Source organism: Salibacterium aidingense DSM 18341 (assembly GCF_000429685.1).
In the GTDB taxonomy this organism is placed as follows: Bacteria; Bacillota; Bacilli; order Bacillales; family Marinococcaceae; genus Salibacterium; species Salibacterium aidingense.
Window position 1 is genome coordinate 185,578 of the sequence record NZ_AUCI01000008.1, and the last position, 25,567, is coordinate 211,144.

The window sequence follows — 25,567 nt, forward strand, 5'->3', positions numbered from 1 at the left end:
ATGATTAGCAAAGGATGATTTAATTGGAACGACGTAATATTTTCCTTGACGATGTGAGGCCTGGACCAGAAGATCATATTGTAGTAAAAACAGCAGAAGAGTGCATGCTGCTTCTGCGGGATGGTGAACCAGTGTCCCACCTGTCACTGGATCACGATTTAGGAAGTAAGAAAACAAATGGATTTGACGTTGTACTCTATCTTCTTGAACATAATTTATATCCAGATCATATCACAATACATTCTGCCAATGCAGCGGCTGGAAAAAAGATGTACCAGCACCTTCTTGAAGGAAAAAAATCGGGGTCTGTTCCGGAATGTGTAAAAGTCACCCATAGACCTCTACCCTTGACCTTTTCATAAGTCAAGCTGATTGTCCCGATATGTGAGGGGCAATCTTTTTTCTTAGGCAAAGCAAGGAAAGGGAGCGGCCAAAACATGAAACAGGTACCCATAACAGAGAAAGCGGCCCGGCAATTGAAACGGCGGATAGATAACGGCGGCCGGATTTTTCTTACGGCTGCCCTGTCAGGAGGCTGACAAGGTTTTATTGATTTTGCCCTGATTCTGGAGGAATCAGTTCATGACAGCGAAGGGCAGGTTTATGCCGGGGAAGATGTGTATTCTCACATCAAACCGAATCCTTGTCTTGACCATCATCCGTCATTGGGATGGGTCCTAAAGAACAAAAATGAAACCATCGCGGTTGGAGTGAAAATGAGAAAGCAGCCCGTAGAATGAAACGATTATTTCCCACCCGCATAGAATATACAAAAATAGGAAGGGAAGATATCGTTCATGGATATTGCAGATGCTCATTGTGATGCTTTATGGAAAATGGTTCAGTCACTTCCGCCATCCGTGACAGCGGAAGCCATGAATAAGGGCGGCGTGCGGATGCAGAATTTTGCATTGTTTGTTCCAACCGATAAAACACCTGGACAACAAAAGGAATTATTAAAGAAAGAAATGCAGCTGTACCACCATTGGAGAAAATCTTCTTTAGGAGACGGCGGAATTCAGCCCTTGTTATCCCTGGAAGGAGCGGGGGTCCTGGAGGATGACTTCAATGAATGGGAGAGAATGATAGAAAACGGAGTAGAAATGGCCTCTCTTACCTGGAACGAAAGAAATGAATTAGCCGCTGGAAGTCTCCAGTCCAATAATTATGGACTCACGGATAAGGGGAAAAACGTGATCCAATGGATGAATGACCATAATATTGTATTTGATGCGGCTCATTTAAATGAAAAAAGTTTTTGGCAGGCTGTAGAGCTGGTAGAACAACCTGTTGTCAGTCATACGAATGTGAAGACCCTTCATCCTCATCCGCGTAATCTTTCAGATGATCAAATTCGCACTCTAGTGCAAAAGCAGGGATTTATTGGTTTGACCTTTTATCCTCCGTTTATAAATGGAACAGAAACGGCCGGTTTTTCCGACTTCGGCCGGCAGGTGGAACACTTGTGCAGTCTGGGAGCAGCGGATATTATTGGGTTTGGCTCTGATTTTGATGGAATAACAGAAACCATTACAGGAATGGAAACCCCTGCCAAATTTCCTTCCCTCATCGAATGGCTTCTGCAGCGGTTTGATGAGGAGATAGTAAAAAAAATAGCGTGCTGCAATTTTCGAAGGTATTGGAACAATAAACGATATGATACAAAGCGCCATCCTTTTCAAACACAGGATGATCCTCTAGAATAAAGAAGGAAAGAGGTGAAATACATGGAGATTACAGACAAGGCTAAACAGTTTATTGAAGGAATCATGCAGGAACATGATATGTCCTCGATTCGTGTCGTCTTTTCCGGCATGGGCTGAGGCGGTCCAAATGTAGGACTGGCTCTGGATGAGCCGGCAGAAGAGGATGTAAAACGGGATATTAACGGCATCCACGTAGCGATTGAACAGCAGATTCTCTCACACGTGGAAGAGGTAACGCTTGATGTTGAAACCTCCGAAGACGGGGAACCGGGACTGGTCATGAACGGGGCTCCGGACAGCGATTGCTGTTAACCCCTGAAATAAAGAAAAAGCTGTCCTGCAGCGGAGACGCTTCCGCCGGGACAGCTTTTTTCCTTCTATTCTATCCACTCGTTAACTAGATCCTGATTTTCCTCGACCCATTTCTCTGCTCCATCAATTGGCTCTTCTGCTTCATTCACTTCTACCATCAATTCACCAATCGCGTCGTCCTCCATTTTCCAGTTCTTAAACCATTCATCGAGTTCAGGGTAATCCTCCGCAAACCCTTCGCGTGTGGCATGGTGGATTTGCTCTGAATCACCGTACGTGTTTTTAGGATCCTCCAAATATTTTAGATCATGCTGAGAAAACACCCGGTGCGGACTCCAAAGCGGAGCTACTATCGGCTCTTCATTTTGAACAGCCTGGTTAATTTCCTCCAGCATGGCCGGTTCCGAGCTTGGCAGAAGTTCGAAGTCCAGATCATATTCTTCAATAAGATCCTCGGTTACTTCCATCGTACCTGCACCCGGATCGAACCCTGTGATCTCCCCATTGAATTCTTCCGCGTGGTCATTCAGGTCTTCAATGCTGTTGATCTCTTCCATGTATTCAGGAACAACAAGCCCAACCTTGGCATTTTCATACCATACTTCATCAGAGAAGTTGATGTCATCCCCGTATTCTTCTACATAACTGGCATCCTGAATCGGCAGCCATACTTCAAGACTGATATCAAGGCCGCCTTCCGCGACAGCTGCCATGGTCGTTCCCATATCGAGGTTATTTAATTCAACGTCATACCCTTGGTCTTCCAGGATGACTTTCCACATGTTTGTCACGGCGATATTTTCCGCCCAGTTAATCTGTCCCATTGTCAGCGTGTCTTTGCTGCTCTCACTGTCTGCTTCTTCGCTGGACTCTCCGCCGGAGGACTCGTCTTCCTTTTGTTCTCCTGCTTCTTCTTCTGCGTTATCCGGTTCCTCGGAAGTGTCCGTGTCGTCACTGCCGCAGGCTGCAAGTCCTGTGAGTAAAAAGAAAAATAACATCGAGCTTATCATTTGTTTCATCATTTTCATTGATACCCCTTACTTTTGATTTTTTCTTCAGCAGAAAGATAACGTATGAATGGTCTAGACTGTGCATCCTTCTTTCTCAGCATGAGCATAACCCATACGTTTCATTCTCGCCCCCTTTTCGTTAAGAATGTTAGATTAATTAAATATTTTTTTAACAAATTTAACATAACATTTTCTCGAGAAAAGTCAAATAAAATAAATGGAACAATTAAGCTTCAGCTCTTGTGGCATGTCCATTGAAAAAATTTTATTTTTTTTATGGTACCGGAATATTACTGTAATAAAACCTAAAAATTTGGTATTGTATTAATGTATCTGTACATATAGGAGGAGAACATGGAAAAGCAAAGAATGCTGTTATCCTTTGAGAACGTAGATGTAATAACAGGCGGTACGATCAGGTTAAAAGATGTGACTTTCGAATTGAAAGAAGGAGAACAATGGGGGTTATTAGGGTTGAATGGCTCCGGTAAAACAACTCTGCTCCAGATTATTGCCGGATATGTATGGCCCACATCCGGAGCTGTCTATAGCTGGCAGGGGAAATACGGAAGGATTAGTATTCCAAAACTGCGGCAGCGTATTGGCTGGGTCAGTGATGCCCTGGATGATCGTTATCGAACAAGAGCCAGTGATACAGCGCTGGAAGTGGTATTAAGCGGATTATTTGCTTCGGTGGGATTATATGAAAAGACAAACACGTACCAGGTAGAAACAGCTTCCGGCTGGATGGATTTTTTTGGAATAGGACATTTAAAAGAGAATAAGTACTCCCAGCTTTCCCAGGGGGAAAAAAAGAGAACGATGCTTGCCCGGGCCTGGATGGCAGAGCCGCGGATCCTGCTTCTGGATGAACCGTGTACCGGGCTGGATGTGAAAGGGAGAGAGGAATTTCTATCTTCCCTGGAAGCTCTTATGGAGCTGGACAATGCTCCGGCCTTGATTTATGTTACCCATCATATGGAGGAACTTCCGGCTTCTGTAAGCAATGTATTATTATTAAAAGAGGCAAACATGATACATAAGGGCCCAAAAAAAGAAATTCTCAATGATGCCAATGTACAGGAAACGTTTGAGGTAAAGGGGAGAGTACATTGGGAGAAGGAAAGACCCTGGCTTCTTGTTCCATAAGGAGGAAGAATAAGGTTTGATACTTTTACACATTTTCCTATTAGAATAGAAAATGGGGATATTTTTCCTGCCATGGAAGGGTTTGCAGACACAAGTCATGGTCTTCACCAAGACAGGACAGGGAGAATGGAAAGGGATAATGTGTGTTAGCCTGCTCTATATGTTACAATACATGGCAGTATGGATTATGAAAGGAGAAATACATTTGAGTAAAAAATGGATAGTCAGCCTTGCGCTTGCTGTGTCTGTGTCTGTAATGACAGCCTGCGGAGGAGACGAAGCATCAGATGACCAGGAAGGTCAATCCAATGACTCCCAGCAGGAAGAAACCAATGAGGAAAACAATGAGAATTCCTCTAATGAAGACGGCGGCAATGAGGGAGAAACGGCTCAAGAAATGCCTGATCCTGATCTTTCCGATATACCTGATGTTGTAGCTGAAGTTAATGGAGAAGAAATCTCTAAAAATGAATTTGAATCGGTTTATGTCTCGACGCTGAATAACTACGCTGCTCAAGGCATGAATATTCAGGAGCAGGATGAAAACGGAGAAATGCAGGAACAGATTCAACAGCAGACCGTCGATCAGTTAATCGGCCAGAAACTGTTGATTCAGGAAGCAGATAACCAGGATATTACCGCATCAGAAGAAGAAATTGATGAAGAACTGACATCCTTGAAAGAACAGTTTGGCTCTGATGAGCAGTTCCAGGAAGCTCTTGATTCGGAAGGTGTTTCTGAGGATGAACTGCAAAGCGATATTGAACAGCAGGTTAAAGTAAACAAATTGGTAGAAAATGAAACAGGGGACATTGAGGTAACAGATGAAGAAGTAGAAGAGATGTACAATCAAATGGTACAAGCCCAGGGCGGCGGTGAAGGAGAAGAAGGCAGTGAAGAAAGTGAAGACGGAGGCAGCGAAGAAGACGGGTCTTCTGAATCAGAGACTCCTTCATTGGAAGAAATGAGACCACAGATTGAACAGCAGATTACCTCTCAAAAACAGAATGAGCAGGTACAGTCTCTTGTCGATCAGCTCCGTGAAGAAGGAGACGTTACCGTTAACCTGTAACAAAAAAAGCCGGCAGTCCCCACTGCCGGCTTTTTTATATTTATATCAGGAGGAAAGTTTGATTTTTTTGGGTAATTTAGAAATAATCCTTGCAGTTCAGCGGTAATTAGGTAAAATAGAGACAAAAGTACTAATGCCATATGAATAGTTGGGGGTAGAACCATGGCACTGACAAATCAAACAGATATACTGCTCGAAAGCGGCACCAATGAACTGGAAATCGTCATGTTTGAAGTGGGCGGCGGCACCTTTGGAATTAATGTGTTAAAGGTAAGGGAAATTATTCAGCCGGTAGCGGTAACAGAAACGCCGAATCGACACGAACATCTGGAAGGAGTCGTTCGTCTTAGAGAGGAAGTTATTCCGGTTGTAGATCTGGCGAAAGTATTAGGATATCCGCCATCCGAACAGCCGGAACACGATAAATTTATCATTTCCGAACTAAATCAAATGAAGGTTGCTTTTCACGTTCATTCCGTCTCACGAATACACCGCATTTCCTGGGAGCAGATAGAAAAACCGGGTGAACTCTCCCAGGGATATGATGCAAATACGATTGGAATTGTAAAAATGGAGGAAAAAATGTCCCTCCTTCTGGACTATGAAAAAATCGTGATGGACATTGCCCCGGAAGCCGGTGTGAATATGAACCAGGTAAGTAATATCAGCTATAAAGACAGAACCGAAAAACAACTGATGATCGTTGAGGATTCCACGATCTTAAGACAAATGCTCGAAGATGTGCTGGAGGAAGCCGGGTATGTTAATTCATTTATGTTCCAGGATGGAAAAGCTGCCTGGGATTACCTGCAGGGGGAACCGGAGGACGTGGAAGAGCGGAAGCTTCCAGACTTGATCATTACCGATTTGGAAATGCCAAAAATGGACGGACATCATTTAACCTATAAAATTAAAGATCATCATGAATTAAAATCCATCCCTGTGGTCATATTTTCATCATTGATTACAGAGGATTTATACCATAAAGGAGAACAGGTAGGGGCAGAAGCGCAGATCAGCAAACCGGAAATTGTCCATCTGGTCGACGAAATAGATACATTAATACTGAATTAATATTAATATCTCTTACAGCATCTGCTGTAAGAGTTTTTTTAGAGCGTAGTCAATAAATATTGGATGAAGTAGACTGAAGCCCGAATTCTTAGCCGAAAGGGATATGTTAGAAAATTTCTTCAAAACCGGTTGACTGTATTATAACAACTGTGTATAATAAGCATTACATTATAACACTATTCATGGGGAGAGTGATCAGCATGCAGAAGACCAACAGGAAAACGAAAGAACGCAGTGTAACACCGGCAAAAGAGGAAAAGACCGTTTTGCAGATGATTAACGAATACCACACGGCCAGATAATATAAGGTTTCAGCATTTCTGCTTCTTTTTACAATAACGATATTTCGTTATTGTATTTTTTTGTTCCTTTTCTGTACTAATACAATATTAATTTTTGATTTATGCTGACTGAAAACGTATAATAAAAGCAAGCAAACAGGGAGAAGGGAAGATAGTCTTTTGAGTACCACGGAACGCAGGAAACTCATTAAAGACTTAGAGATGATATGCGGACTGCCGCGGCAGATGCTGACCCGGCTTAACAATGATGAACTGAAAAAGCTCTATAGAGAAAGAATAGGTAAACCGTCTGCCGCGGATCATTGACTGAAGAGATCCCGTCATGCGGAAAATAATACATGAAGCCGCCAATGTGAAGTTTGGCGGCTTTTCGTTTCTCTGTCACAGAGGATTGGAAATCAAACGTATATTCGGTATAATAGGAGATATAAGAGGTGAAAATTCGAATGCAAAAGCAAACATTGCGCCAATTAATGGAGTGGATGCAGAAGGATCCGGAGTGGAGCAGCCGGATCGAATATTGGCATACGATAGAAGCAGAACCGGCACGGACGGCGCCTTTTTCAGCCGGGTTGGATGTTAGACTTGTTCAAGCCTTGAAAGAAAAGGGTATAACAGAGCTCTATACCCATCAGCATTCTGCTCTGCAGAAAAGCGGGTTTGAACAGAAGAATACCGTTTCAGTCACGCCTACGGCTTCCGGTAAAACGCTCTGTTACAACTTGCCTGTCCTGCAGTCTATTTTAAATAATAAGGAAAGCAGAGCATTATATCTTTTCCCGACAAAGGCCCTCGCCCAGGACCAGAAAAGCGAGATAAATGATTTAATCGAAGCGGCCGGTGAAGATATTAAGAGTTATACTTACGATGGAGACACGAACGCAAATATCAGGCAGTTGGTGCGAAAAGCCGGCCATGTCGTAATTACAAACCCAGATATGCTGCATTCTGCCATACTGCCGCACCATACGAAATGGGTCTCCCTGTTTGAAAATCTTGACTATATTATTATTGATGAAATTCATACCTACCGCGGGGTTTTCGGAAGTCATGTTGCCAACGTTATCCGGCGTCTGAAACGGATTGCTTCCTATTATGGAAGTTCTCCGGTCTTTATTTCCACCTCAGCCACGATTTCCAATCCAAAGGAACTAGCCGAAAATTTAACCGGGGAGCCTTTTGAACTGATAGATAACAACGGTGCCCCGCGCGGGAAAAAACATTTTGTGTTTTATAATCCGCCTGTCGTCAATGAATCTTTGAATATCCGCAGAGGGGCGACCTCCGAGGTAAATGCTCTGGCTTCCCGCTTCCTGAAAGAAAACATTCAAACAATTGTTTTCGCCAGAAGCAGGGTAAGAGTAGAAGTTATTTTAAGCCATCTGCAGGAACTGGTAAAAAAGGAATTAGGTCCCAAAACGATTCAGGGTTATCGGGGCGGTTACCTTCCACAACAAAGACGGGAGATTGAAAAGGGACTCCGGGACGGAGACATTATGGGTGTCGTCAGCACAAATGCGCTGGAATTAGGAGTTGACATCGGTCAGCTGCAGGTTTGTATTATGACAGGATATCCCGGCTCGGTTGCCAGTGCCTGGCAGCAGGCCGGCCGGGCGGGAAGACGCCAGGATGAATCCCTGATCGTTCTGGTGGCAAGTTCTGCTCCCGTGGATCAGTATATGATCCAGCAGCCGGAATTTTTCCTGGACCAAAATCCGGAATCCGCCCGTGTTCATCCGGATAATTTGATTATTCTCGTGGATCATGTCAAGTGTGCAGCCTTTGAATTACCTTTTCAACAAGGGGAGACCTTTGATGGGACGGCAATAGAAGAAGTGCTGGAATATCTTGCCGAAGAGCAGGTGCTGCACCAGCGTGGAAATAAATGGTATTGGATGAATGATGCCTTCCCTGCTCATGGCATCAGTCTGCGCTCTGCGTCCCAGGAAAATGTTGTGATCATCGATCAAACCGATATATCCAACGTAAAAGTTATTGGGGAAATGGACCGTTTCAGCGCGATGACCCTGCTGCATGAAAAAGCCATTTATCTGCACCAGGGCGTTCAATACCAGGTGGAAGAACTTGACTGGGAAGAGAAGAAAGCCTATGTGGAAGAAGTGCAGGTAGAGTATTATACAGATGCCAATCTTGCTGTGGATCTGAAGGTGCTGGAGGAAGATAAAAAAACAGCCTGCGCCTCCTTTGACACTGCATTTGGTGACGTTATGGTAAACGCCAAAGCAACCATTTTCAAAAAAATCAAGATGACGACCTTTGAAAATATCGGGTCCGGAACGATCCACCTCCCGGAAGAGGAACTGCATACCAACGCGTGCTGGATCAGTTTTCCCGAGTCAGCTGTGCAGAAGTTTGGAAGACAGCCGCTGGAACAGGCTCTGATGGGCACAGCAAACGTCCTCCGTCACGTGGCTCCTATTCATGTGATGTGTGATCCAAGTGACCTTCATGTTGTCCCCCAGATGAAAGCCACCCATTCTGAACAGCCAACTATCTTTTTATATGACAGATATCCGGGAGGCGTAGGGTTGTCGGAAGCCGTTTACAGGACATTTCCAACCATTCTGCATGACTGCCGGAAATTGATTCGTGCCTGTCCCTGTACATCCGGCTGCCCATCCTGCACCGGCTCTGACCTAAACCTTGGAGAGGAGACCAAGTGGCTTACATTGCGATTAATTCGTATCCTGGAGGAGGAACAGCAGGTTGAAGCTTAAAAATAAATTAAACCGGATGAAACATCACATGAACCACACCTCTTCCGACGAGAAGACAAAAGAAAACATAGAGACCTGCGTTCAGCCGGCACAAGATCAGCAGACGGTTCCCTATTTAGAGGAATGGCACCAGCTTCATGCCGCCCCTCTGTATTTAGAAAACCAGTATGTAATAAGACGGGAAGTGCAGTACCCCCTCGATCACTATCATGGCAGACACGCTTTAGGGGAGCTTTTTCCAATATGGGAGCGATGGGAGAAGGAGTTAACCCGGCATCCGCTTCGTCCTCTTGAACGCCGTCCGGAAGATCTTCTGTTTTTTGATACGGAAACAACAGGGCTGAACAGCGGTGCGGGAAATATGATTTTCCTGCTCGGGGGAGCGTATTTTTCCAGGAGTGATGTCCATGTGAGCCAGTATTTTCTGCCGGGACCAGAAGCCGAGGTGGCGTTTTACTATTATTTTTTAAAAGAAATGAAGGATTCGATCTGCCATCTTGCTACTTTTAATGGAAAAGCCTTTGACTGGCCCCAGTTGAAAACTAGGCATACGTTTGTAAGAAACGAAGTACCAAAGCTTCCTGAGTTTGGCCATTTTGATTTGCTGCATGCGTCCCGGCGCCTTTTTAAACACGATCTTCCGTCGTGCCGGCTTTCTGTCGTGGAAGCTGAAATTCTAGGCTTCCAAAGGGAAAACGACACCCCGGGATATCTGGCACCTATGCTTTATTTCGATTATCTACAGGAGCAGCATCCCGGATTTATTGAGGGGATACTCACCCATAATGAATGGGATGTTCTTTCTTTGATCACGTTGTATATTGAGCTTTCCGATAGAGTGATGCAGCGGGGGACCTCCCGTCAGGAAACGATGGAAATCGGACGCTGGTTTGAACAAATCAAAGAGTGGCCGCAGGCGGAATGGTGTTATACAAAAGCTGCGGAGTCCAAGAAAGAAACAGAGGAATCTCCTTCCTACGCGCTGGGACGGGTATTAAAAAAACAAAAACGTATCGAGGAAGCTGTGAGTTACTTTGAGAGGGCATGCCGGGAGGAAAACCAGCATACGGCAGATGCCGCGGTGGAACTAGCTAAATACATGGAACATACAAAGAAAGACATTGAAAAAGCGCTGTATTATACTGAAATCGCCGCAGACGCCCGGCAGTATTCAGAGGAAATTAATAAACGCCGGCAGCGTTTACGAAATAAAATCGCAAAGGGAAATGCCGGCTGAAATTATTTCCCGGGCAAGCGCATAAAGGTACATGATCAGCGCATTATCTTTTTCTTTTGACAATACCCTCCAGGCGGGTAAGGTGTTCTTTTTTGCCTTCTTGTCGAAAAAAGAAGGGGTATGGTTTGATAAAGGAAATATTCCTGAGGAAATAGGACAGGAGAGGATTTGGAGTGAAAGTACTGGCTGTGACGGGATATAAGCCGCAGGAGATGGGGATTTTCAAGCAGGATGCGGAGGAAATAACGTATATCAAGAAAACTTTGGAAGCCAAACTTCAGGGTTTTTTAGCAGAGGATCTGGAGTGGGTGGTCGTTTCCGGCCACCCCGGAGTGGAACAATGGGCGGCGGAAGTAGTTCTTGATATGAAAGCCGAATGGCCCCGGCTCCGGCTGGCTGTCCTTCCGCCTTTTCTGCACCAGGATAAAATCTGGCCGGAGCATGCCCAGGAACGATATCAGCGTATCCTGCAAATGGCGGACTACAGTGAAGCTATTTCCAATAAAGAATATGAAAATCCGGGGCAGCTTCGAGCCAAAAATGACTTTATCGTTATGAAAACAGAGGCCCTGCTTCTTTTGTATACAGAAGAACAGGAAGGAACTCCAAAGTATTACCTTCAGGCCGCAAATCGAAAAGCCGAAAGCCACGAGTACCCGATATATCGCATCACCCCCGACGATCTTCAGGAGACGGTAGAAGAAATTGGGATAAGAAAGCACAATGACTTTGAATAGTAAAATGATTGAAAATTGACTTTTCAAAGAAGTTCTGAAAAAATAAAGGACAAACAACTTATATCAAAATGCTATGATATTCGGGGTGAACCTTAACGATGCAAAATATTCGATTAACAGGAAAAGATATTTTAGATAAAGATTTTAAAAGCAGTATGAAAGGCTATAATAAAGATGAAGTGGACCAATTTCTTGATATCATCATTCAGGATTATGAAGCTTATGAAGAACGAGTGAAAGAACTGGAACAGCAGCTCGAGCAGAACCAGAATACACGCCAGCGCGAGACCCGGTATAATGGCCAGCCTCAGGATGCCTCCATGGAGCAGACCATCCAGGCCGGCGGAACAAATTACGATATTTTAAAACGTTTATCGAATCTCGAAAAAGAAGTGTTTGGAAAAAAACTATATGAATAGGAACTGGGAGCTGGGGGAGTCTCCATGTTAAAAATCTTTATAGATGGAGCCAGCGCCGGCAATCCCGGCCCGGCCGGAGCGGGTATTTTTGTCAATCGACCGGATGGTGAAAATGAGCATTATGCCATACCGCTTGGAACCATGAGCAATCATGAGGCTGAATTTGCTGCGCTGCGGGAAGCACTGCAAATGTGTGTGGATAAGGGGTGGACGATGGCATCCATTCATACGGATTCTAAATTGGTCGACGATGCAGTCGAAAAACAGTTTACCAAACACCGCCTGTACACTTCCTATCTGTCTGATATTCTGCAGCTTTTTTCTGCCTGCGAATTATGTTTTGTCAAATGGATTCCATCCACGCAAAACCGGGCCGCTGATCAACTCTCCAAAAAAGCGGTGAAAAAGAATAAAAGTTCGCCTGAATTTAGATAATACGGCTTGTCAAACCACGTGGAACAGGATATAATAGCATGTGGCTGAAAAAGATGCTGATAACATTCCGGCAGTCGCTGCGCCGCTTCAGGCGCAGAGGAAAGTCCATGCTCGCACAGCCTGAGACGGCTGTAGTGTTCGTGCCTGGCGAAACCATAAGTCAGGGCGGTCCGGCTTCTGCTGGACCGACGGCGGGAAAAAGACCTGTGTCTTGTTCAGATATGGTCTGATTACCCTGAAAGTGCCACAGTGACGTAGTCTGTTTGGAAACAAGCAGAGTGGAACGCGGTAAACCCCTCGAGCGAGAAACCCAAATATTGGTAGGGGCACCTTTCGGAAGGAAATCAACGGAAAGAAAGGGCAGAGATCTCCTCTGCAGATAGATGACTGCCACCGGAGTGCGAGGTGAATAACCGTCAGCAGCACAAAGGGACAGAACATGGCTTATAGGAATGTTACGGCATCGGTCAACCCCTGAATAAGGGGTTTTTTCTTTATCCAATACTATCATCAAGTGAAACATAATCAAAGAAGCCGCACCCTTAAAGGAGCAGGAAACGATGAGCGATCATGTAACATTAATTGCAACGGCTACGATGGGACTGGAGGCGCTGGTTGCCCGTGAAGTAAAAGAGCTCGGGTATGAAAACGTGACAGTGGAAAATGGGAGGGTCGAATTTGAAGCTCCGGTGGAAGCAGTCGCCCGGACAAATATGTGGCTGCGTACGGCGGACCGGGTTAAAATAAAAGTGGCGGAATTCAAGGCCTATTCCTTTGAGGAATTGTTTGAAAGGACCAAAGCGACAGCCTGGGAGGATTACCTTCCGGAGGATGCGGAATTTCCTGTCATCGGTCGTTCTGTCAAATCGACCCTTTACAGCGTCCCGGACTGCCAGTCCATTGTCAAAAAAGCAGTAGTGGAACGCTTAAAGCAGACCTACCATAAAGAGTGGTTTGCCGAAAGCGGCGGAGTGTACAAAATCGAAATTGCGCTGCATAAGGATACGGCGGTCTTAACGATCGATACATCCGGAGCCGGTCTTCATAAACGCGGATATAGAGCCGTGCAAAATACTGCACCTTTAAAAGAAACGCTGGCAGCGTCTCTGGTTATGCTGACGAATTGGCAGCCGGACCGGCCATTTGCGGATCCGTTTTGCGGTTCTGGTACGATTCCTATTGAAGCTGCGCTGATCGGCCAGAAGATTGCCCCCGGGTTCAATCGTGATTTTGCAGCGGAATCGTGGGAATGGCTGGATCCGGGGATATGGGAGAGAGCCCGGCAAGAAGCAGAAGATAAAGCAGAGTATGACCAGCCGTTGGAGATACAGGGGTCGGATATTGACCACCGGATTGTGGAACTGGCACGTGAAAATGCGATGGAAGCCGGACTATACGGTGTCGTCTCCTTTAAACAAATGCAGGCTTCGGACTTTACGGCCAAAAAACCCTATGGGTGTCTTGTTTCCAACCCGCCGTACGGGGAACGACTCGGAGAAAAAGAATCCATTGATACCCTGTATCAGGAGATTGGCCAAGCATTTCGTTCTCTTGAAACCTGGTCTATCTATATATTAACGTCTAATGAAAAATTTGAATCCCTTTATGGCAAAAAAGCAACCAAAAAACGTAAGCTTTATAACGGAAAAATAAAGACGGACTATTACCAGTACTGGGGGCAGCGTCCGCCAAAAAATTAGCATATTTCCGCCCTGATCTGGATATTCTTTTAAAGTAGAATGATTCAGGGAGGGAGACAGGTTGGAACGTATTCAGGAAGAACAGAAAATCCAATCTTTACGAAAAATTGAAAAAGCGATCGGCAATGCTGAAAAAGCACTCCAATCGCCAAACGGACAACCCTTATCTTCTAAGCCGGAAGATGCTATAATCCAGGCTAAACGCCAATTGAATATGGCCTGGAATTATCGTTTGACCCAACGGCTTTAAAACTACCTCGGATTCGTGACATCATAAATGTTCGGGTTTTCGAAATGAAGCAGGTCAATTTTTGAATCATAGGAAATAATCATTCCATCTAAATACCATTGATCCTGCGGATTTACAAAAAAATATATGCCTTGTTCCTGAAGCACGTATGCATCTGCTTCAGGTTTTTCTTTTCCGACACCAATGGAATAACCGCCGGAACCCACCCCGCCGATACGCACATACAAACGAAGATAATCGCCGTCCTCCAATTCCATCTCCTCTTTATAAAGAAGGGCCGCTTCAGGTTTAATGGTTACCTTCATAGGTCCGCCCCCTTTCTTCTATCACCAGTTATAACACGATTGCGGTGGTCTTTCAAAAATGAAAACCTGTAAAAGAATATGTTACGCTTACTCTGTAATCAAGAAACGAAAAAATAATAAAAGGAGAGTCGACCCAGTGACGGACTCCATTAAAACGACGGAAAAAGCTTTTTATGAACATATGCAGAAAATGTCTTCGTATGAGCAGGCGCTCGGTCTGCTGCAATGGGACGCCCGCACGAAGATTCCAAAAAAAGGAGCAGACTCCCGGGCTGAAGTAATTGGCATGTTGTCTACCGAACTATTTAAATTAAAAACCTCCGATACGAGCGGCCGCCTCGTTCACCGTATTCTGGAGGCTGATTCCAATGAGCTTTCTACAGGTACCAAAAGGGCCGCCGAAGAACTGAAGAAGGAATATGATCGTTCTGTTCAGATTCCCGAGCCTGAATTTCAGGAGTATAGTATTTTAACGTCAAAAGCAGAATCTGTGTGGGAAACGGCGAAAGACAATAATGATTTTGAGAGCTTTCGGCCGTACCTGGAAAAGATCGTTGATTTCAGCCGGAAATTTACGGAGTACTGGGGATATGAGGGCCATCCCTATAACGCGCTGCTGAAAGATTATGAACCTGATATGACGGTGGGGACATTGGATGCTGTTTTTCAACGGCTGCGTGAACGGTTGGTTCCCCTCGTGGAAGACATAAATGCTTCGCCCAACAGACCAGAAACGGACTTTTTATTCCGGACGTTTCCAAAGGAAAATCAGCAGGCGGTCAGTGAAACGATTCTGGAGCAGATGACTTACGATTTTGAGGCCGGACGTCTGGACGAAACCGTTCATCCTTTTGCCCTCGGGTTAAATCCAAATGATGTCCGCGTAACCACTAAGTATGACAAAATGGACTTTCGAACGGCTGTTTTTGGTACCATTCATGAAGGCGGACACGCCCTGTATGAACAAAATCTGCCGGCAGAATGGAGAGAGACGGTGCTCTGTGACGCTGCCTCCATGGGGATTCATGAATCCCAGTCGTTATTTTGGGAAAACTTCGTGGGACGAAGCAAAGCATTCTGGGAGAAAAATTACGATTTATTAAAAGCTTACTCGAACGGTCAGTTTGAAAAGGTGCCGCTGGATGATTTTTATCGTGCCGTTAATGAGGCGAAACCATCGTTTATTCGAATAGAGGCGGATGAACTCACGTATTCGCTTCATATTATTGCACGCTATGAAATAGAAAAGAAACTAATCAACGGGGATTTGCAGGTAAAAGACCTGCCGGAAGTGTGGAATGAAAAAATGGAACAATACCTTGGCATCACCCCTCCTACAGACAGGGAAGGTGTGCTTCAGGATGTACATTGGTCCTTTGGGGCTTTTGGGTATTTTCCTTCTTATGCGTTAGGATATATTTATGCCGCCCAGCTTCATCACGCGGTGCGCAAGGAGTTTCCGGATCTGGATTCCTACATCCGCAGTGGAAATCTGTCGCCTGTCAAGCAATGGCTGACCACACATGTCCATCAGTACGGTAAGACGAAAACGCCGGCCGACATCATGAAAGATACTACTGGGGAAGGGATTAATCCCGATTATTTAATAACCTACCTCGAAGATAAATACAAACCGCTGTACCGTTTATAAATTTCTAAAAGGAACCCCATGTCCTCCTCAAGAGTATCAGACAGCAACAGCTGCCATCGTTGCTCCTTAATAAGGTCCCAAATCTATTGGGATCTTTTTAAAAAATTTGAATAACAGAGCCTGGGAAAGTCCCTGCTCATTGTTTCTTCGCTATTCTGACACGGTTCCGCCTGGCTTGCGCGTCCTCTGTAAAGCTGCTTATTCAGATACTGCAACCAAAGGAAGGCTCCGTTCCACGAACCCTTCGACAAAAACCAGGATTTCTCTAATAATTTTTGTTTAAAAACGAACAAAATGTGATATTAAAAATAATTATAGATATCTTTAAGGGAAGAAGAGAGGACTTGAAAATGATAACGTTTGAAAATATCTCCAAAGAATTTCAGGATGGAACAAAGGCAGTTCAGGATTTCTCCACCACGATAGAAAAAGGAGAACTTTTTGTTCTTATCGGCCCCAGCGGGTGCGGAAAAACAACGACGTTAAAAATGATTAACCGCTTAATAGAACCGACCCAGGGGACAATTCACATCGAAGGCCGAAACCTTAAGAACTGGAACAAGCAGGAATTAAGATGGAACATTGGGTACGTCCTCCAGCAGATTGCCTTGTTTCCAACGATGACAATTGAAGAGAACGTGGCTGTGGTGCCGGAAATGCGCAGATGGGGAAGAAAACAGACGGCAGAAAGAGTGGAAGAGCTGCTGCGAATGGTGGAACTCGATCCCGCTGTTTATAAAAAGCGTAAACCGGCAGAACTCTCCGGCGGGGAGCAGCAGCGTGTCGGCGTCGTTCGCGCTCTTGCCGCTGATCCAGATATTTTAATTATGGACGAGCCTTTCAGTGCCCTCGATCCGTTAACAAGAGAACAGCTGCAGCAGGACATTAAACAACTACAGTCCAGAATACAGAAGACCATTGTTTTTGTCACCCATGATATGGATGAAGCTCTCGCTCTTGGAGATCGTATTTGTATGATGGAGGGGGGCAGCATAGTGCAGGTGGGAACGCCGCATGAGCTGACCAACCATCCAGCAAATGATTTTGTCCGTGATTTTATCGGAGATCGCATAAATGAATGGGACACCCCGGTAAGAGAAATGATGGACCCGCAAAGTGACTATATCGCAAATATTGAGGAGCTTCCAAATCTCCCTTTATATCCCGCTCCTTTATACATTTTTGATAATGATTCCAGTTTTTTGGGACGCCGGCAGGGCCGAGAGATAATTGAACATGATGTTTCTATTACTCCCGATATGCTGTTAAAAAAGGCTGTGCAGTATTTTGAAAAAACAGATATGGATGCGCTGCCTGTGCTGGAGAACGGGAGACTAATCGGGGTGTTAAGCTACAAAGATATCGTGTGGTATATGAAAAACATCCATGCGCAGCCAGGAAAGGAGTCGGTTTAAATGGGAACGATTCAAGCTGTCGCCGACCTTTTTCAAAACCGGCAGAATATGTTTTGGACGCTGCTGTGGGAACATATACATATGTCCCTTTTAGCCCTGCTTTGTGCGATCTTCATCTCCGTCCCGCTTGGCATCTATTTATCACGAAAGAAACGAATTGCGGAACCAATCATTGGTGCGGCTGCTGTGCTGCAGACGATTCCGAGCCTGGCACTGCTTGGGTTCATGATTTTATTGTTGAATGAAATCGGGACTCTCCCAGCGGTGGTAGCGCTTTCGGTGTATGCGCTGCTTCCGATTCTTCGAAATACGTATACCGGAATAAATGAAGTGGATCCGGCGATCAAGGAAGCAGCCACCGGAATGGGAATGTCTTCCTTCCGCAGACTTCGCAAAGTGGAACTGCCGATGGCCATTCCTGTTATCATGGCTGGTATACGTACGTCAATGGTACTTATTGTGGGGACAGCAACGTTAGCTGCTTTAATCAGTGCCGGCGGGCTGGGTGATTTTATTATGACCGGCATTGACCGCGCAGATAATGCGTACATTTTACTCGGTGCGATTCCGGCAGCGCTGCTTGCCCTGTTTTTTGATTTTGTTTTACGGATAACGGAAAAGACCTCCCAGGGGAAAGCTTTAACACCTGTCGCTTCTGTACTTATCGCAGCACTACTTGTGGCGGCCGCTCCGCTTTTCACCTTCAGTCAAAAACCCGACCTTGTGATTGGCGGAAAACTGGGGGCGGAACCGGAAATTATCGCTAATATGTATAAGCATGTTATTGAAGAAGAAACGAATCTGCAGGTAGTGGTGGAATCAGGTTTTGGAAGCACCGATGCTGCTTTTAACGCGTTGTCTGTGGATGAGATCGATATCTATCCGGAGTTTACGGGTACAGCAATGGCTGCCTTATTGGAAGAAACTCCGGAATCGGGAAGCACCGAAGAAGAAGTCTACCAGCAGGCAAAGAAGGGAATGGCTGAAGAATATGGTATGGTGTATTTGGAACCTATGCAGTTTAACAACACGTACGCCATTGCGATGAGAGAACAGCAGGCGGATGAATTAGGAATTGAGACGATTTCTGATTTGGAACCTTATACGGATGAATTAACAGCCGGCTTTACATTTGAATTTGCGGACCGGGAAGATGGCTATCCCGGTATTCAGGACGTATATGGTCTGACCTTTGAGAATGTCGAAACGATGGACTCGGGTCTTCGTACAAGAGCCGTGGAGACCGGACAGGTCGACTTTATCGATGCCTACTTTACGGATGCAGACATGGTGGAGTACAATCTGCGGGTACTGGAGGATGACAAAAATTTATTTCCTCCCTACCAGGGCGCTCCATTGATGAAACAAGAAACGATGGAAGCTTATCCTCAATTAGAAATTTTAAATCAGCTCGGCGGAGAAATTTCAAACGAAGAAATGCAGCAGATGAACTATATGGTGGATTACAATGATGCAGATCCCAGTAAGGTTGCCAGAGAGTACTTGACGGACAATGGCTTTTTTGACTAATCTATATAAAAGGAGAGAGCCGCCAATGAGTAATTTTACCAATCCAGCACAGGACGACATCAAAACGATCTTAAAAGAAAGCAAAACGATTGCTGTAGTAGGTCTGTCTGATAATCCATCCCGGACAGCCTACCAGGTAAGCAAAGCGATACAGGACGCAGGATATACGATTATTCCTGTGAATCCTACCGTGTCAGAAGTACTTGGCAGAAAAGCTGTTTCAAGGCTGCAGGATATACAAGAGCACGTCGATATCGTCAATGTGTTCCGGCGCAGGGAACACCTTCCGGCAGTTGCAGAAGACGCCGCATCGATGCCGTCTGTGCCTGATGTGTTTTGGACCCAGCTGGATCTTGTCAGTGAAGAAGCAGCCCGTATCGCCGGGGATGCAGGGATGACAGTGATCATGGATAAATGTATTAAGATCGAACATTCCATGCTAAAATAAAGGTAATCTGCGCTCATCCATCCTAGATGAGCGTTTCTCATTGAAAAAATTCACCAAATGAAACGTATGTTCTTGTGTGATATGTTATAGTGTACTATACATGCTTTGCTTTGGAGAGAAAGGGGAACACGTCATTGACACAGACCTTTGATTATAATGATGATGCCATACAGGTACTGGAAGGGCTGGAGGCTGTCCGGAAAAGACCGGGGATGTATATCGGCAGCACAGACAGCCGCGGCCTTCACCATCTTGTATTTGAAATACTCGATAATGCCGTGGATGAGGCACTGGCAGGTTTCGGAGACGTTATTGATGTTACGCTCCATCCTGATCAAAGCGTTTCCGTTACAGACTATGGAAGAGGCATACCAACCGGAATGCACCGCACCGGCAAGTCTACCCCGGAGGTTATATTTACCGTTTTGCATGCGGGCGGCAAATTCGGACAGGGAGGCTATGTGACAAGCGGAGGGCTTCATGGAGTAGGAGCTTCTGTTGTAAACGCCTTGTCGGAATGGCTGACCGTTACGATTCATCGGGACGGCAGGATTTACCGGCAGGAATTTGCAGATGGCGGAAAACCGGTAACGGCGCTTGTAGAAGAAGGAACGACCAGTCAATCAGGGACCTCGATCCGGTTTAAGCCTGATCCGGCTATATTCAGTACGACCTCTTACCAATATGACATGCTGGCAGAGCGGTTAAGAGAAGCAGCTTTTTTATTAAATGGTGTATCGATTAGACTGACAGATGAAAGACAGGAAGACGTTATTTCCGAAACATTTATCTATGAGACAGGGATAAAAGCATTTGCTGAATATTTGAATGAAGATAAAGAGGTGCTTCACCCAGTCGTTTATTTCGAAGGAAAAAGCCAGGATATTGAACTGGAAATTGCTTTTCAGTTTAACGATGCTTATACGGAAAACGTATTGTCTTTTGTAAACAACGTCCGGACAAAAGACGGCGGCACTCATGAATCAGGAGCGAAAACAGCCTTAACCCGAGTGGTGAACGAATATGCTCGTAAAATGAATTTCCTAAAGGAAAAGGATAAAAACCTTGATGGTTCGGATATCCGGGAAGGTTTTACGGCCGTTATCGCCATCCGGGTTCCTGAAGCGATGCTTCAGTTTGAAGGTCAGACAAAAAGTAAATTGGGCACGCCGGAGGCAAGATCAGCCATCGATCAAGTTGTTTCCGAAAAACTAACGTACTTTTTTGAAGAAAATCCTTCGATCAGTTCGATGCTGATCAAAAAAGCCATTAAGGCATCGCAAGCCAGAGAAGCTGCGAGAAAAGCACGGGAAGAAGCCCGTAATGGGAAAAAGAGCCGGAAAAAAGAACTGCTGAGTGGAAAACTGACACCGGCTCAGTCGAGAAATCCAGAACGCAATGAACTGTATCTTGTCGAAGGAGATTCTGCCGGAGGCTCGGCAAAACAGGGAAGAGACCGGAAATTTCAGGCGGTGCTCCCCTTGCGCGGCAAGGTAATTAATACGGAGAAAGCGAAACTGGACGACATAATGAGAAATGAAGAGATCCGTACGATTATTTACGCTCTTGGTGCGGGAGTAGGAACGGATTTTTCCCTGGATGACAGCAATTATGATAAAGTCGTCATCATGACCGACGCCGATACTGATGGTGCTCACATTCAGGTTCTGCTGCTCACCTTTTTTTACCGGTATATGAGACAGCTTGTGGAAGCCGGCAAGGTATTTATCGCTCTTCCTCCTTTGTATAAAGTAAGCAAAGGCAGTGGAACAAAGGAAAAAATTGAATATGCCTGGGATGAAGAAGGCATGCAGGAAGCGATCAAAAAAGTAGGAAAAGGCTATTCCATTCAGCGTTATAAGGGGCTGGGAGAAATGGATGCCACCCAGTTGTGGGAGACAACCATGAATCCGGAAACGAGAACGCTTGTACGGGTTACTGTAGAAGATCTGGCACGCGCCGATAAACGTGTGACGACGCTGATGGGGGATAAAGTCGAACCCCGGCGGAAATGGATTGAGTCCCATGTAGCGTTTGGCATGGAAGAGGATGCGAACATTCTTGAAAATGAAAACCTTCATGTGGCAGAGGAGGAGTAATTGTGACCGAGGCAGAGAAACATCTGGATTTACCACTGGAAGACGTGCTGGGCGACCGATTCGGGCGCTACAGTAAATATATTATTCAGGAACGGGCCCTCCCGGATGCCAGAGATGGGTTGAAGCCGGTTCAGAGGCGTATCCTGTATGCCATGCTGCAGGACGGCAATACGGCGGATAAACCATTCCGTAAAGCAGCCAAGACCGTTGGGAATGTGATCGGCAATTATCATCCCCACGGCGATTCTTCTGTGTATGAAGCCATGGTAAGAATGAGCCAGGACTGGAAGGGAAGGAATCCGCTCGTTGAAATGCATGGAAACAACGGTTCCATTGATGGGGATCCTCCGGCTGCGATGCGTTACACCGAAGCCCGCCTTGCTTCCATTTCCGGAGAAATGCTGCGGGATATTGAAAAAAATACGGTGGAGTATATCCCCAATTTTGATGATTCCATCGAAGAACCTGTTGTCCTTCCCGCGATGTATCCGAATCTCCTTGTGAACGGATCGATGGGAATTTCTTCCGGTTATGCGACCGATATTCCTCCGCACCAGCTTGGAGAAGTTATTGATGCGGCATTAATGGAAATAAACAACCCCGGGTGTTCCGTAGAGGATTTGATGACTGTTTTAAAAGGTCCGGATTTCCCTACCGGAGGAATCATTCAGGGCACAGATGGAATCAAGAAGGCATATGAAACCGGAAAAGGAAAAGTCGTCGTCCGATCGAAAACGGACGTAGAAACATTGAAAGGCGGCCGCAAACAAATTGTGGTAACCGAAATCCCGTATGAAGTAGTAAAATCAAATCTCGTAAAACGCATGGACGAGATACGCTTTGACAAAAAAATAGAAGGGATTGCGGAAGTACGGGACGATACGGACCGAACAGGACTCAGGATTGTGATTGAACTAAAAAAAGAAGCAGATCCGCAAGGCGTTCTGCATTACTTATATAAGAACACGGATCTTCAGGTGTCCTATAATTTCAATATGGTGGCGATACATAATAAAACACCGCAGCTTCTCGGCTTAAAGCAATTACTACAGGCTTATGTTTCCCACCAGAAAGAAGTCGTCACCAACCGTTCCAGGTACGAACTGGATAAAGCGGAAAAAAGGCAGCATATTGTAGAAGGTCTAAAAAAAGCAATTTCTATTTTGGATCAAGTGATTGAAACCATCCGTGCTTCCAATGATAAAAAAGATGCAAAGACGAATCTGGTCCAGTCTTTTGATTTTACGGAGGAGCAGGCGGAAGCCATCGTTACATTGCAGCTCTACCGGTTAACTAACACAGATATTACAACACTGGAAAAAGAAGCCGAAGAACTTGAAAAGCAAATCAAAAAACTTCAAGGCATTTTATCCAGTGAAACAAAGCTCTTAAAGGTTATTAAAGATCAGCTGAATTATGTAAAAAAGACATACAATGATGAACGTCTTACGGTGATAGAAGATGAAATTGAAGAACTGAAAATTGACCTTGAAGTCATGGTCCCGTCGGAAAACGTCATTGTCACTGCTACAAGGGAAGGATATGTAAAACGCACAAGTTACCGGTCCTATTCAGCTTCCAATGAAGAGCCGCCGGGCATGAAAGAAACAGATGATCTATTGTTCTTTGGGGAATTGAATACAACAGACACGCTGCTGTTATTTACAAAAAAAGGGCAGTACCTTTATATGCCGGTTCATGAACTGGGCGAAATACGGTGGAAGGATAACGGCCAGCATATCGGTAATATTGTCCCGTTGGATACAGAGGATACACTGATTAAAGCCATTCCGATCTCTGAATTCAGCGATGATCGTTTGTTGGTGTTTTTCACAAAAATGGGATTGGTAAAAAAGACAGTGTTATCCGCCTATAAGGCCCAGCGCTATTCCAGAGCTCTTGTGGCGGTCAAGTTAAAAGAAGAGGATCATGTTGTTAATGTGGAGATGACAGATGGAGACGGAGAAATATTCTTAGGGACCAATTATGGTTTCGGCCTTCGTTTTCATGAAGAGGAAGCAGCACCGGTCGGCCAGCGCGCAGCCGGCGTGAAGGGAATAAATTTAAAGCCTGGCGATACGGTTATTAATGGATTTATCATTCCGCCGAATCAGCATCCGGACGCAGCAGTTATTACGCACCGGGGAGCGGTAAAAAGAATGCCGCTGGATGAATTTGAAACCATGAGCCGGGCTAAACGCGGTCTGGTGATACTGCGGGAATTGAAAAAGAAACCTCATCTCATTGTCGGACTGGAAAAGCTGCAGAGAGAAGACGAGTGGATCAACATTCAAACAGAAACAGGACATTTGGAAACAGAGAACTTCAGCAGCATGAGAGAAAGTGATCGGTACAGCAACGGATCCTTTGTGGTGGATACCCAGGAAAATGGAACAGTAACCCACGCCTGGCCCAAAATCGATTATCAAACGCTGCAGAAAAATAACAACAGCGAAGAAAATGAACGATAATTATATTATGTAAACTAATGAAAAAAGAAAGGTTAAATCCTCATGAATGCAGGAACCCATACGATTGGTGCTCTGGCTGCCGGTGCTGCCGTTTATACGATCCAACCTATGCCGTTTGGTCTTACCAGTATGGAAGGAGTGGTATACGCCGCGGCCGTAGTAACCGGTGGACTCCTTCCTGACATCTGCCAGCCCTTTTCGTGGATCGGAAGGCGGATGACCGTGATATCCAAAGTCGTGCAGAAGTTGTTCGGGCACCGTACAATCACTCACAGCCTCCTTTTTTTATGTATTCTTTACATCGTGACAGGGGCCATTCCTTACGGCTGGGGCCCCGCCTTTCAATACGGTCTGACGATAGGGATGGCAAGTCACTTCATTCTGGATATGATGACCCCCCGGGGAATTCGCTTATTGTATCCTGTGAAGTATAACGTGATGTTCCCCCTCACGACAAAAACAGGATCCGTCCTGGGAGAAGGAACGATTTCCGTACTTATGCTCAGCTGGATTGTTTATTTTAGTATCCATATCATATAAAAAGCAGGGTGAAAACGAAAGACAGTGGAGCTTTTACCACTGTCTTTTGTTATTCAGGATTATTTATTAGTCGTTAATTGGTCATTTGGAAGGTACTATTATAGAGACAGGGGAGAGGACGTTTATTTTGCGATACCAGTTGTCACAGCGGGTTTTTATCGATATTAACAGCCTGCAGTCCTAGAAAATGATCCTGAAACGGCAATGATGGAACAATCGACGGATAACGATAAACAGTATGTTAACTAGGGGTATATACAGAATTGGCAATATGTCAAACCTTGCTGGCATGAATTCGGTGTGAAGTGGCCGAAAGAATCTCTCGCATTTCAAAAAATTTTTATGTCTCAAAATAAGAAGTTTACTTTAATTTTGATACAAAAAGGATTTTTACCCCTTAACTTCCTATAATATATATTATGTAAACTAAAAACAAATTCTTCTTAATATGTCCCTCTCTCCTGTGCAGTTGTCCGTCGACATAAAAGTGCCTACATAAATGACACATTGTGCCTACATAACATGAAATTAAATGAAAAACTCGTTCATCCATAAAATTATTGACATGAAAATGCCAACATTCTAATCTTATTTAAGACAAAAAAGCACCTACATATTGTTCGATTGACAATAAAATGCCTACATGTAACTGCTAGATTAGAGTTAACACTTTTTGCTTGATAAGATTGAACACTTTTTCGTTACGAATCTCTCTTGGACCAGCTATACTAGGAACAATAATTGCTGGTCTGGAGGAAACGAAAGGTGAATAAAATGAAAGATCATATGCGTATTCGTGACTTGAAAGAAGAGGGTTTCAGCATTGCAGCCATCGCCCGCAAGTGCGGTGTATCAAGAAACACGGTTTATAACTATTTAGAAATGGATTGGGATGAAGCCTTGGATTGGGTTGAAACGTTGAAGACCAGGACAAGGAAATTGGATTCCTATAAGGACTATATTTTGG

The 25,567-nt window shown here is 44.9% G+C and carries 24 protein-coding genes and 1 other RNA gene; 23 read left to right on the forward strand and 2 right to left on the reverse strand.

All coding sequences use genetic code 11. The annotated features are described in order from the left end of the window. Positions 1-23 precede the first annotated feature (23 nt). From G475_RS0109930 to G475_RS28170, 3 genes are all read left to right on the forward strand, one after another. Entirely contained in the window at positions 24-362 is a 339-nt protein-coding gene (locus tag G475_RS0109930) for a cyclic-phosphate processing receiver domain-containing protein (RefSeq protein WP_026701174.1), read from the forward strand. Positions 363-797: 435 nt separating this feature from the next. Continuing rightward, positions 798-1,706 (forward strand): dipeptidase, encoded by a 909-nt coding sequence (locus G475_RS0109940; protein WP_026701175.1) that lies wholly within the window; start codon positions 798-800, stop codon positions 1,704-1,706. Positions 1,707-1,727: 21 nt separating this feature from the next. Then, the gene (locus G475_RS28170; RefSeq protein WP_422787564.1) at positions 1,728-2,018 is read left to right on the forward strand and encodes a HesB-like (seleno)protein; all 291 of its coding nucleotides are present in this window, start codon (positions 1,728-1,730) and stop codon (positions 2,016-2,018) included. Between the two features lie 65 nt (positions 2,019-2,083). Here the strand turns inward: G475_RS28170 and G475_RS0109950 are convergent, their stop codons facing one another. Then, positions 2,084-3,046 (reverse strand): glycine betaine ABC transporter substrate-binding protein, encoded by a 963-nt coding sequence (locus tag G475_RS0109950; protein WP_026701176.1) that lies wholly within the window; start codon positions 3,044-3,046, stop codon positions 2,084-2,086. Between the two features lie 336 nt (positions 3,047-3,382). Between G475_RS0109950 and G475_RS0109960 the strand changes: the two genes are divergently transcribed. From G475_RS0109960 to G475_RS0110020, 12 genes are all read left to right on the forward strand, one after another. After that, positions 3,383-4,177, forward strand: a complete 795-nt coding sequence (locus tag G475_RS0109960; protein WP_026701177.1) for an ABC transporter ATP-binding protein — start codon at positions 3,383-3,385, stop codon at positions 4,175-4,177. A 205-nt stretch (positions 4,178-4,382) separates the two neighbouring features. After that, complete coding sequence (locus G475_RS0109965; RefSeq protein ID WP_169728520.1) at positions 4,383-5,249, forward strand: SurA N-terminal domain-containing protein; 867 nt, start codon at positions 4,383-4,385, stop codon at positions 5,247-5,249. A gap of 162 nt (positions 5,250-5,411) precedes the next feature. Continuing rightward, positions 5,412-6,323: a chemotaxis protein gene (locus G475_RS0109970; RefSeq protein WP_026701179.1), complete on the forward strand. Its 912-nt coding sequence runs from the start codon at positions 5,412-5,414 to the stop codon at positions 6,321-6,323. Positions 6,324-6,784: 461 nt separating this feature from the next. Next, positions 6,785-6,931: a hypothetical protein gene (locus G475_RS27180; protein ID WP_156911665.1), complete on the forward strand. Its 147-nt coding sequence runs from the start codon at positions 6,785-6,787 to the stop codon at positions 6,929-6,931. Positions 6,932-7,071: 140 nt separating this feature from the next. Beyond that, positions 7,072-9,363, forward strand: coding sequence for a DEAD/DEAH box helicase (locus G475_RS0109985; protein WP_026701180.1), 2,292 nt, complete (start codon positions 7,072-7,074; stop codon positions 9,361-9,363). Continuing rightward, positions 9,353-10,600: a ribonuclease H-like domain-containing protein gene (locus G475_RS0109990; protein ID WP_026701181.1), complete on the forward strand. Its 1,248-nt coding sequence runs from the start codon at positions 9,353-9,355 to the stop codon at positions 10,598-10,600. Before G475_RS0109985 ends, G475_RS0109990 begins: the two co-directional genes overlap by 11 nt. A gap of 173 nt (positions 10,601-10,773) precedes the next feature. After that, positions 10,774-11,337 carry a DUF1273 domain-containing protein gene (locus G475_RS0109995; RefSeq protein WP_026701182.1) on the forward strand — a complete coding sequence of 188 codons (564 nt, stop codon included), beginning with the start codon at positions 10,774-10,776 and terminating at the stop codon, positions 11,335-11,337. Positions 11,338-11,435: 98 nt separating this feature from the next. After that, positions 11,436-11,756 (forward strand): cell division regulator GpsB, encoded by a 321-nt coding sequence (gene gpsB, locus G475_RS0110000; RefSeq protein ID WP_026701183.1) that lies wholly within the window; start codon positions 11,436-11,438, stop codon positions 11,754-11,756. Positions 11,757-11,780: 24 nt separating this feature from the next. Then, the gene (locus G475_RS0110005; protein ID WP_026701184.1) at positions 11,781-12,191 is read left to right on the forward strand and encodes a reverse transcriptase-like protein; all 411 of its coding nucleotides are present in this window, start codon (positions 11,781-11,783) and stop codon (positions 12,189-12,191) included. Positions 12,192-12,253: 62 nt separating this feature from the next. Then, positions 12,254-12,643, forward strand: an RNA gene (gene rnpB / locus G475_RS26780) — RNase P RNA component class B. A 108-nt stretch (positions 12,644-12,751) separates the two neighbouring features. Continuing rightward, positions 12,752-13,891: a THUMP domain-containing class I SAM-dependent RNA methyltransferase gene (locus G475_RS0110015; RefSeq protein ID WP_026701186.1), complete on the forward strand. Its 1,140-nt coding sequence runs from the start codon at positions 12,752-12,754 to the stop codon at positions 13,889-13,891. Positions 13,892-13,952: 61 nt separating this feature from the next. Then, positions 13,953-14,141, forward strand: a complete 189-nt coding sequence (locus G475_RS0110020) for a hypothetical protein (RefSeq protein WP_026701187.1) — start codon at positions 13,953-13,955, stop codon at positions 14,139-14,141. Between the two features lie 2 nt (positions 14,142-14,143). On the opposite strand, the gene G475_RS0110025 is transcribed toward G475_RS0110020, so the two are convergent. Then, positions 14,144-14,446 (reverse strand): HesB/YadR/YfhF family protein, encoded by a 303-nt coding sequence (locus G475_RS0110025; RefSeq protein WP_026701188.1) that lies wholly within the window; start codon positions 14,444-14,446, stop codon positions 14,144-14,146. Positions 14,447-14,582: 136 nt separating this feature from the next. Here G475_RS0110025 and G475_RS0110030 point away from each other — a divergent pair, with 136 nt between their 5' ends. From G475_RS0110030 to G475_RS0110065, 8 genes are all read left to right on the forward strand, one after another. Further along, positions 14,583-16,097, forward strand: coding sequence for a carboxypeptidase M32 (locus tag G475_RS0110030; RefSeq protein ID WP_026701189.1), 1,515 nt, complete (start codon positions 14,583-14,585; stop codon positions 16,095-16,097). A 350-nt stretch (positions 16,098-16,447) separates the two neighbouring features. Beyond that, positions 16,448-17,512 (forward strand): ABC transporter ATP-binding protein, encoded by a 1,065-nt coding sequence (locus G475_RS0110035; protein WP_026701190.1) that lies wholly within the window; start codon positions 16,448-16,450, stop codon positions 17,510-17,512. Then, complete coding sequence (locus G475_RS0110040) at positions 17,513-19,042, forward strand: ABC transporter permease/substrate-binding protein (protein ID WP_026701191.1); 1,530 nt, start codon at positions 17,513-17,515, stop codon at positions 19,040-19,042. It begins immediately after the preceding gene. A gap of 25 nt (positions 19,043-19,067) precedes the next feature. Beyond that, positions 19,068-19,490, forward strand: coding sequence for a CoA-binding protein (locus tag G475_RS0110045; protein ID WP_026701192.1), 423 nt, complete (start codon positions 19,068-19,070; stop codon positions 19,488-19,490). 134 nt (positions 19,491-19,624) lie between these two features. Beyond that, a complete protein-coding gene (parE, locus tag G475_RS0110050) occupies positions 19,625-21,589 on the forward strand; it encodes a DNA topoisomerase IV subunit B (RefSeq protein ID WP_026701193.1) in 1,965 nt (654 codons plus the stop codon). A gap of 2 nt (positions 21,590-21,591) precedes the next feature. Next, positions 21,592-24,060, forward strand: coding sequence for a DNA topoisomerase IV subunit A (gene parC, locus G475_RS24670; protein WP_035710798.1), 2,469 nt, complete (start codon positions 21,592-21,594; stop codon positions 24,058-24,060). Between the two features lie 42 nt (positions 24,061-24,102). Then, positions 24,103-24,600, forward strand: a complete 498-nt coding sequence (locus G475_RS0110060) for a metal-dependent hydrolase (protein ID WP_026701194.1) — start codon at positions 24,103-24,105, stop codon at positions 24,598-24,600. A 774-nt stretch (positions 24,601-25,374) separates the two neighbouring features. Next, positions 25,375-25,567, forward strand: a 193-nt coding sequence (locus G475_RS0110065) for a helix-turn-helix domain-containing protein (RefSeq protein ID WP_233275760.1), incomplete at its 3' end; no start/stop codon positions are given.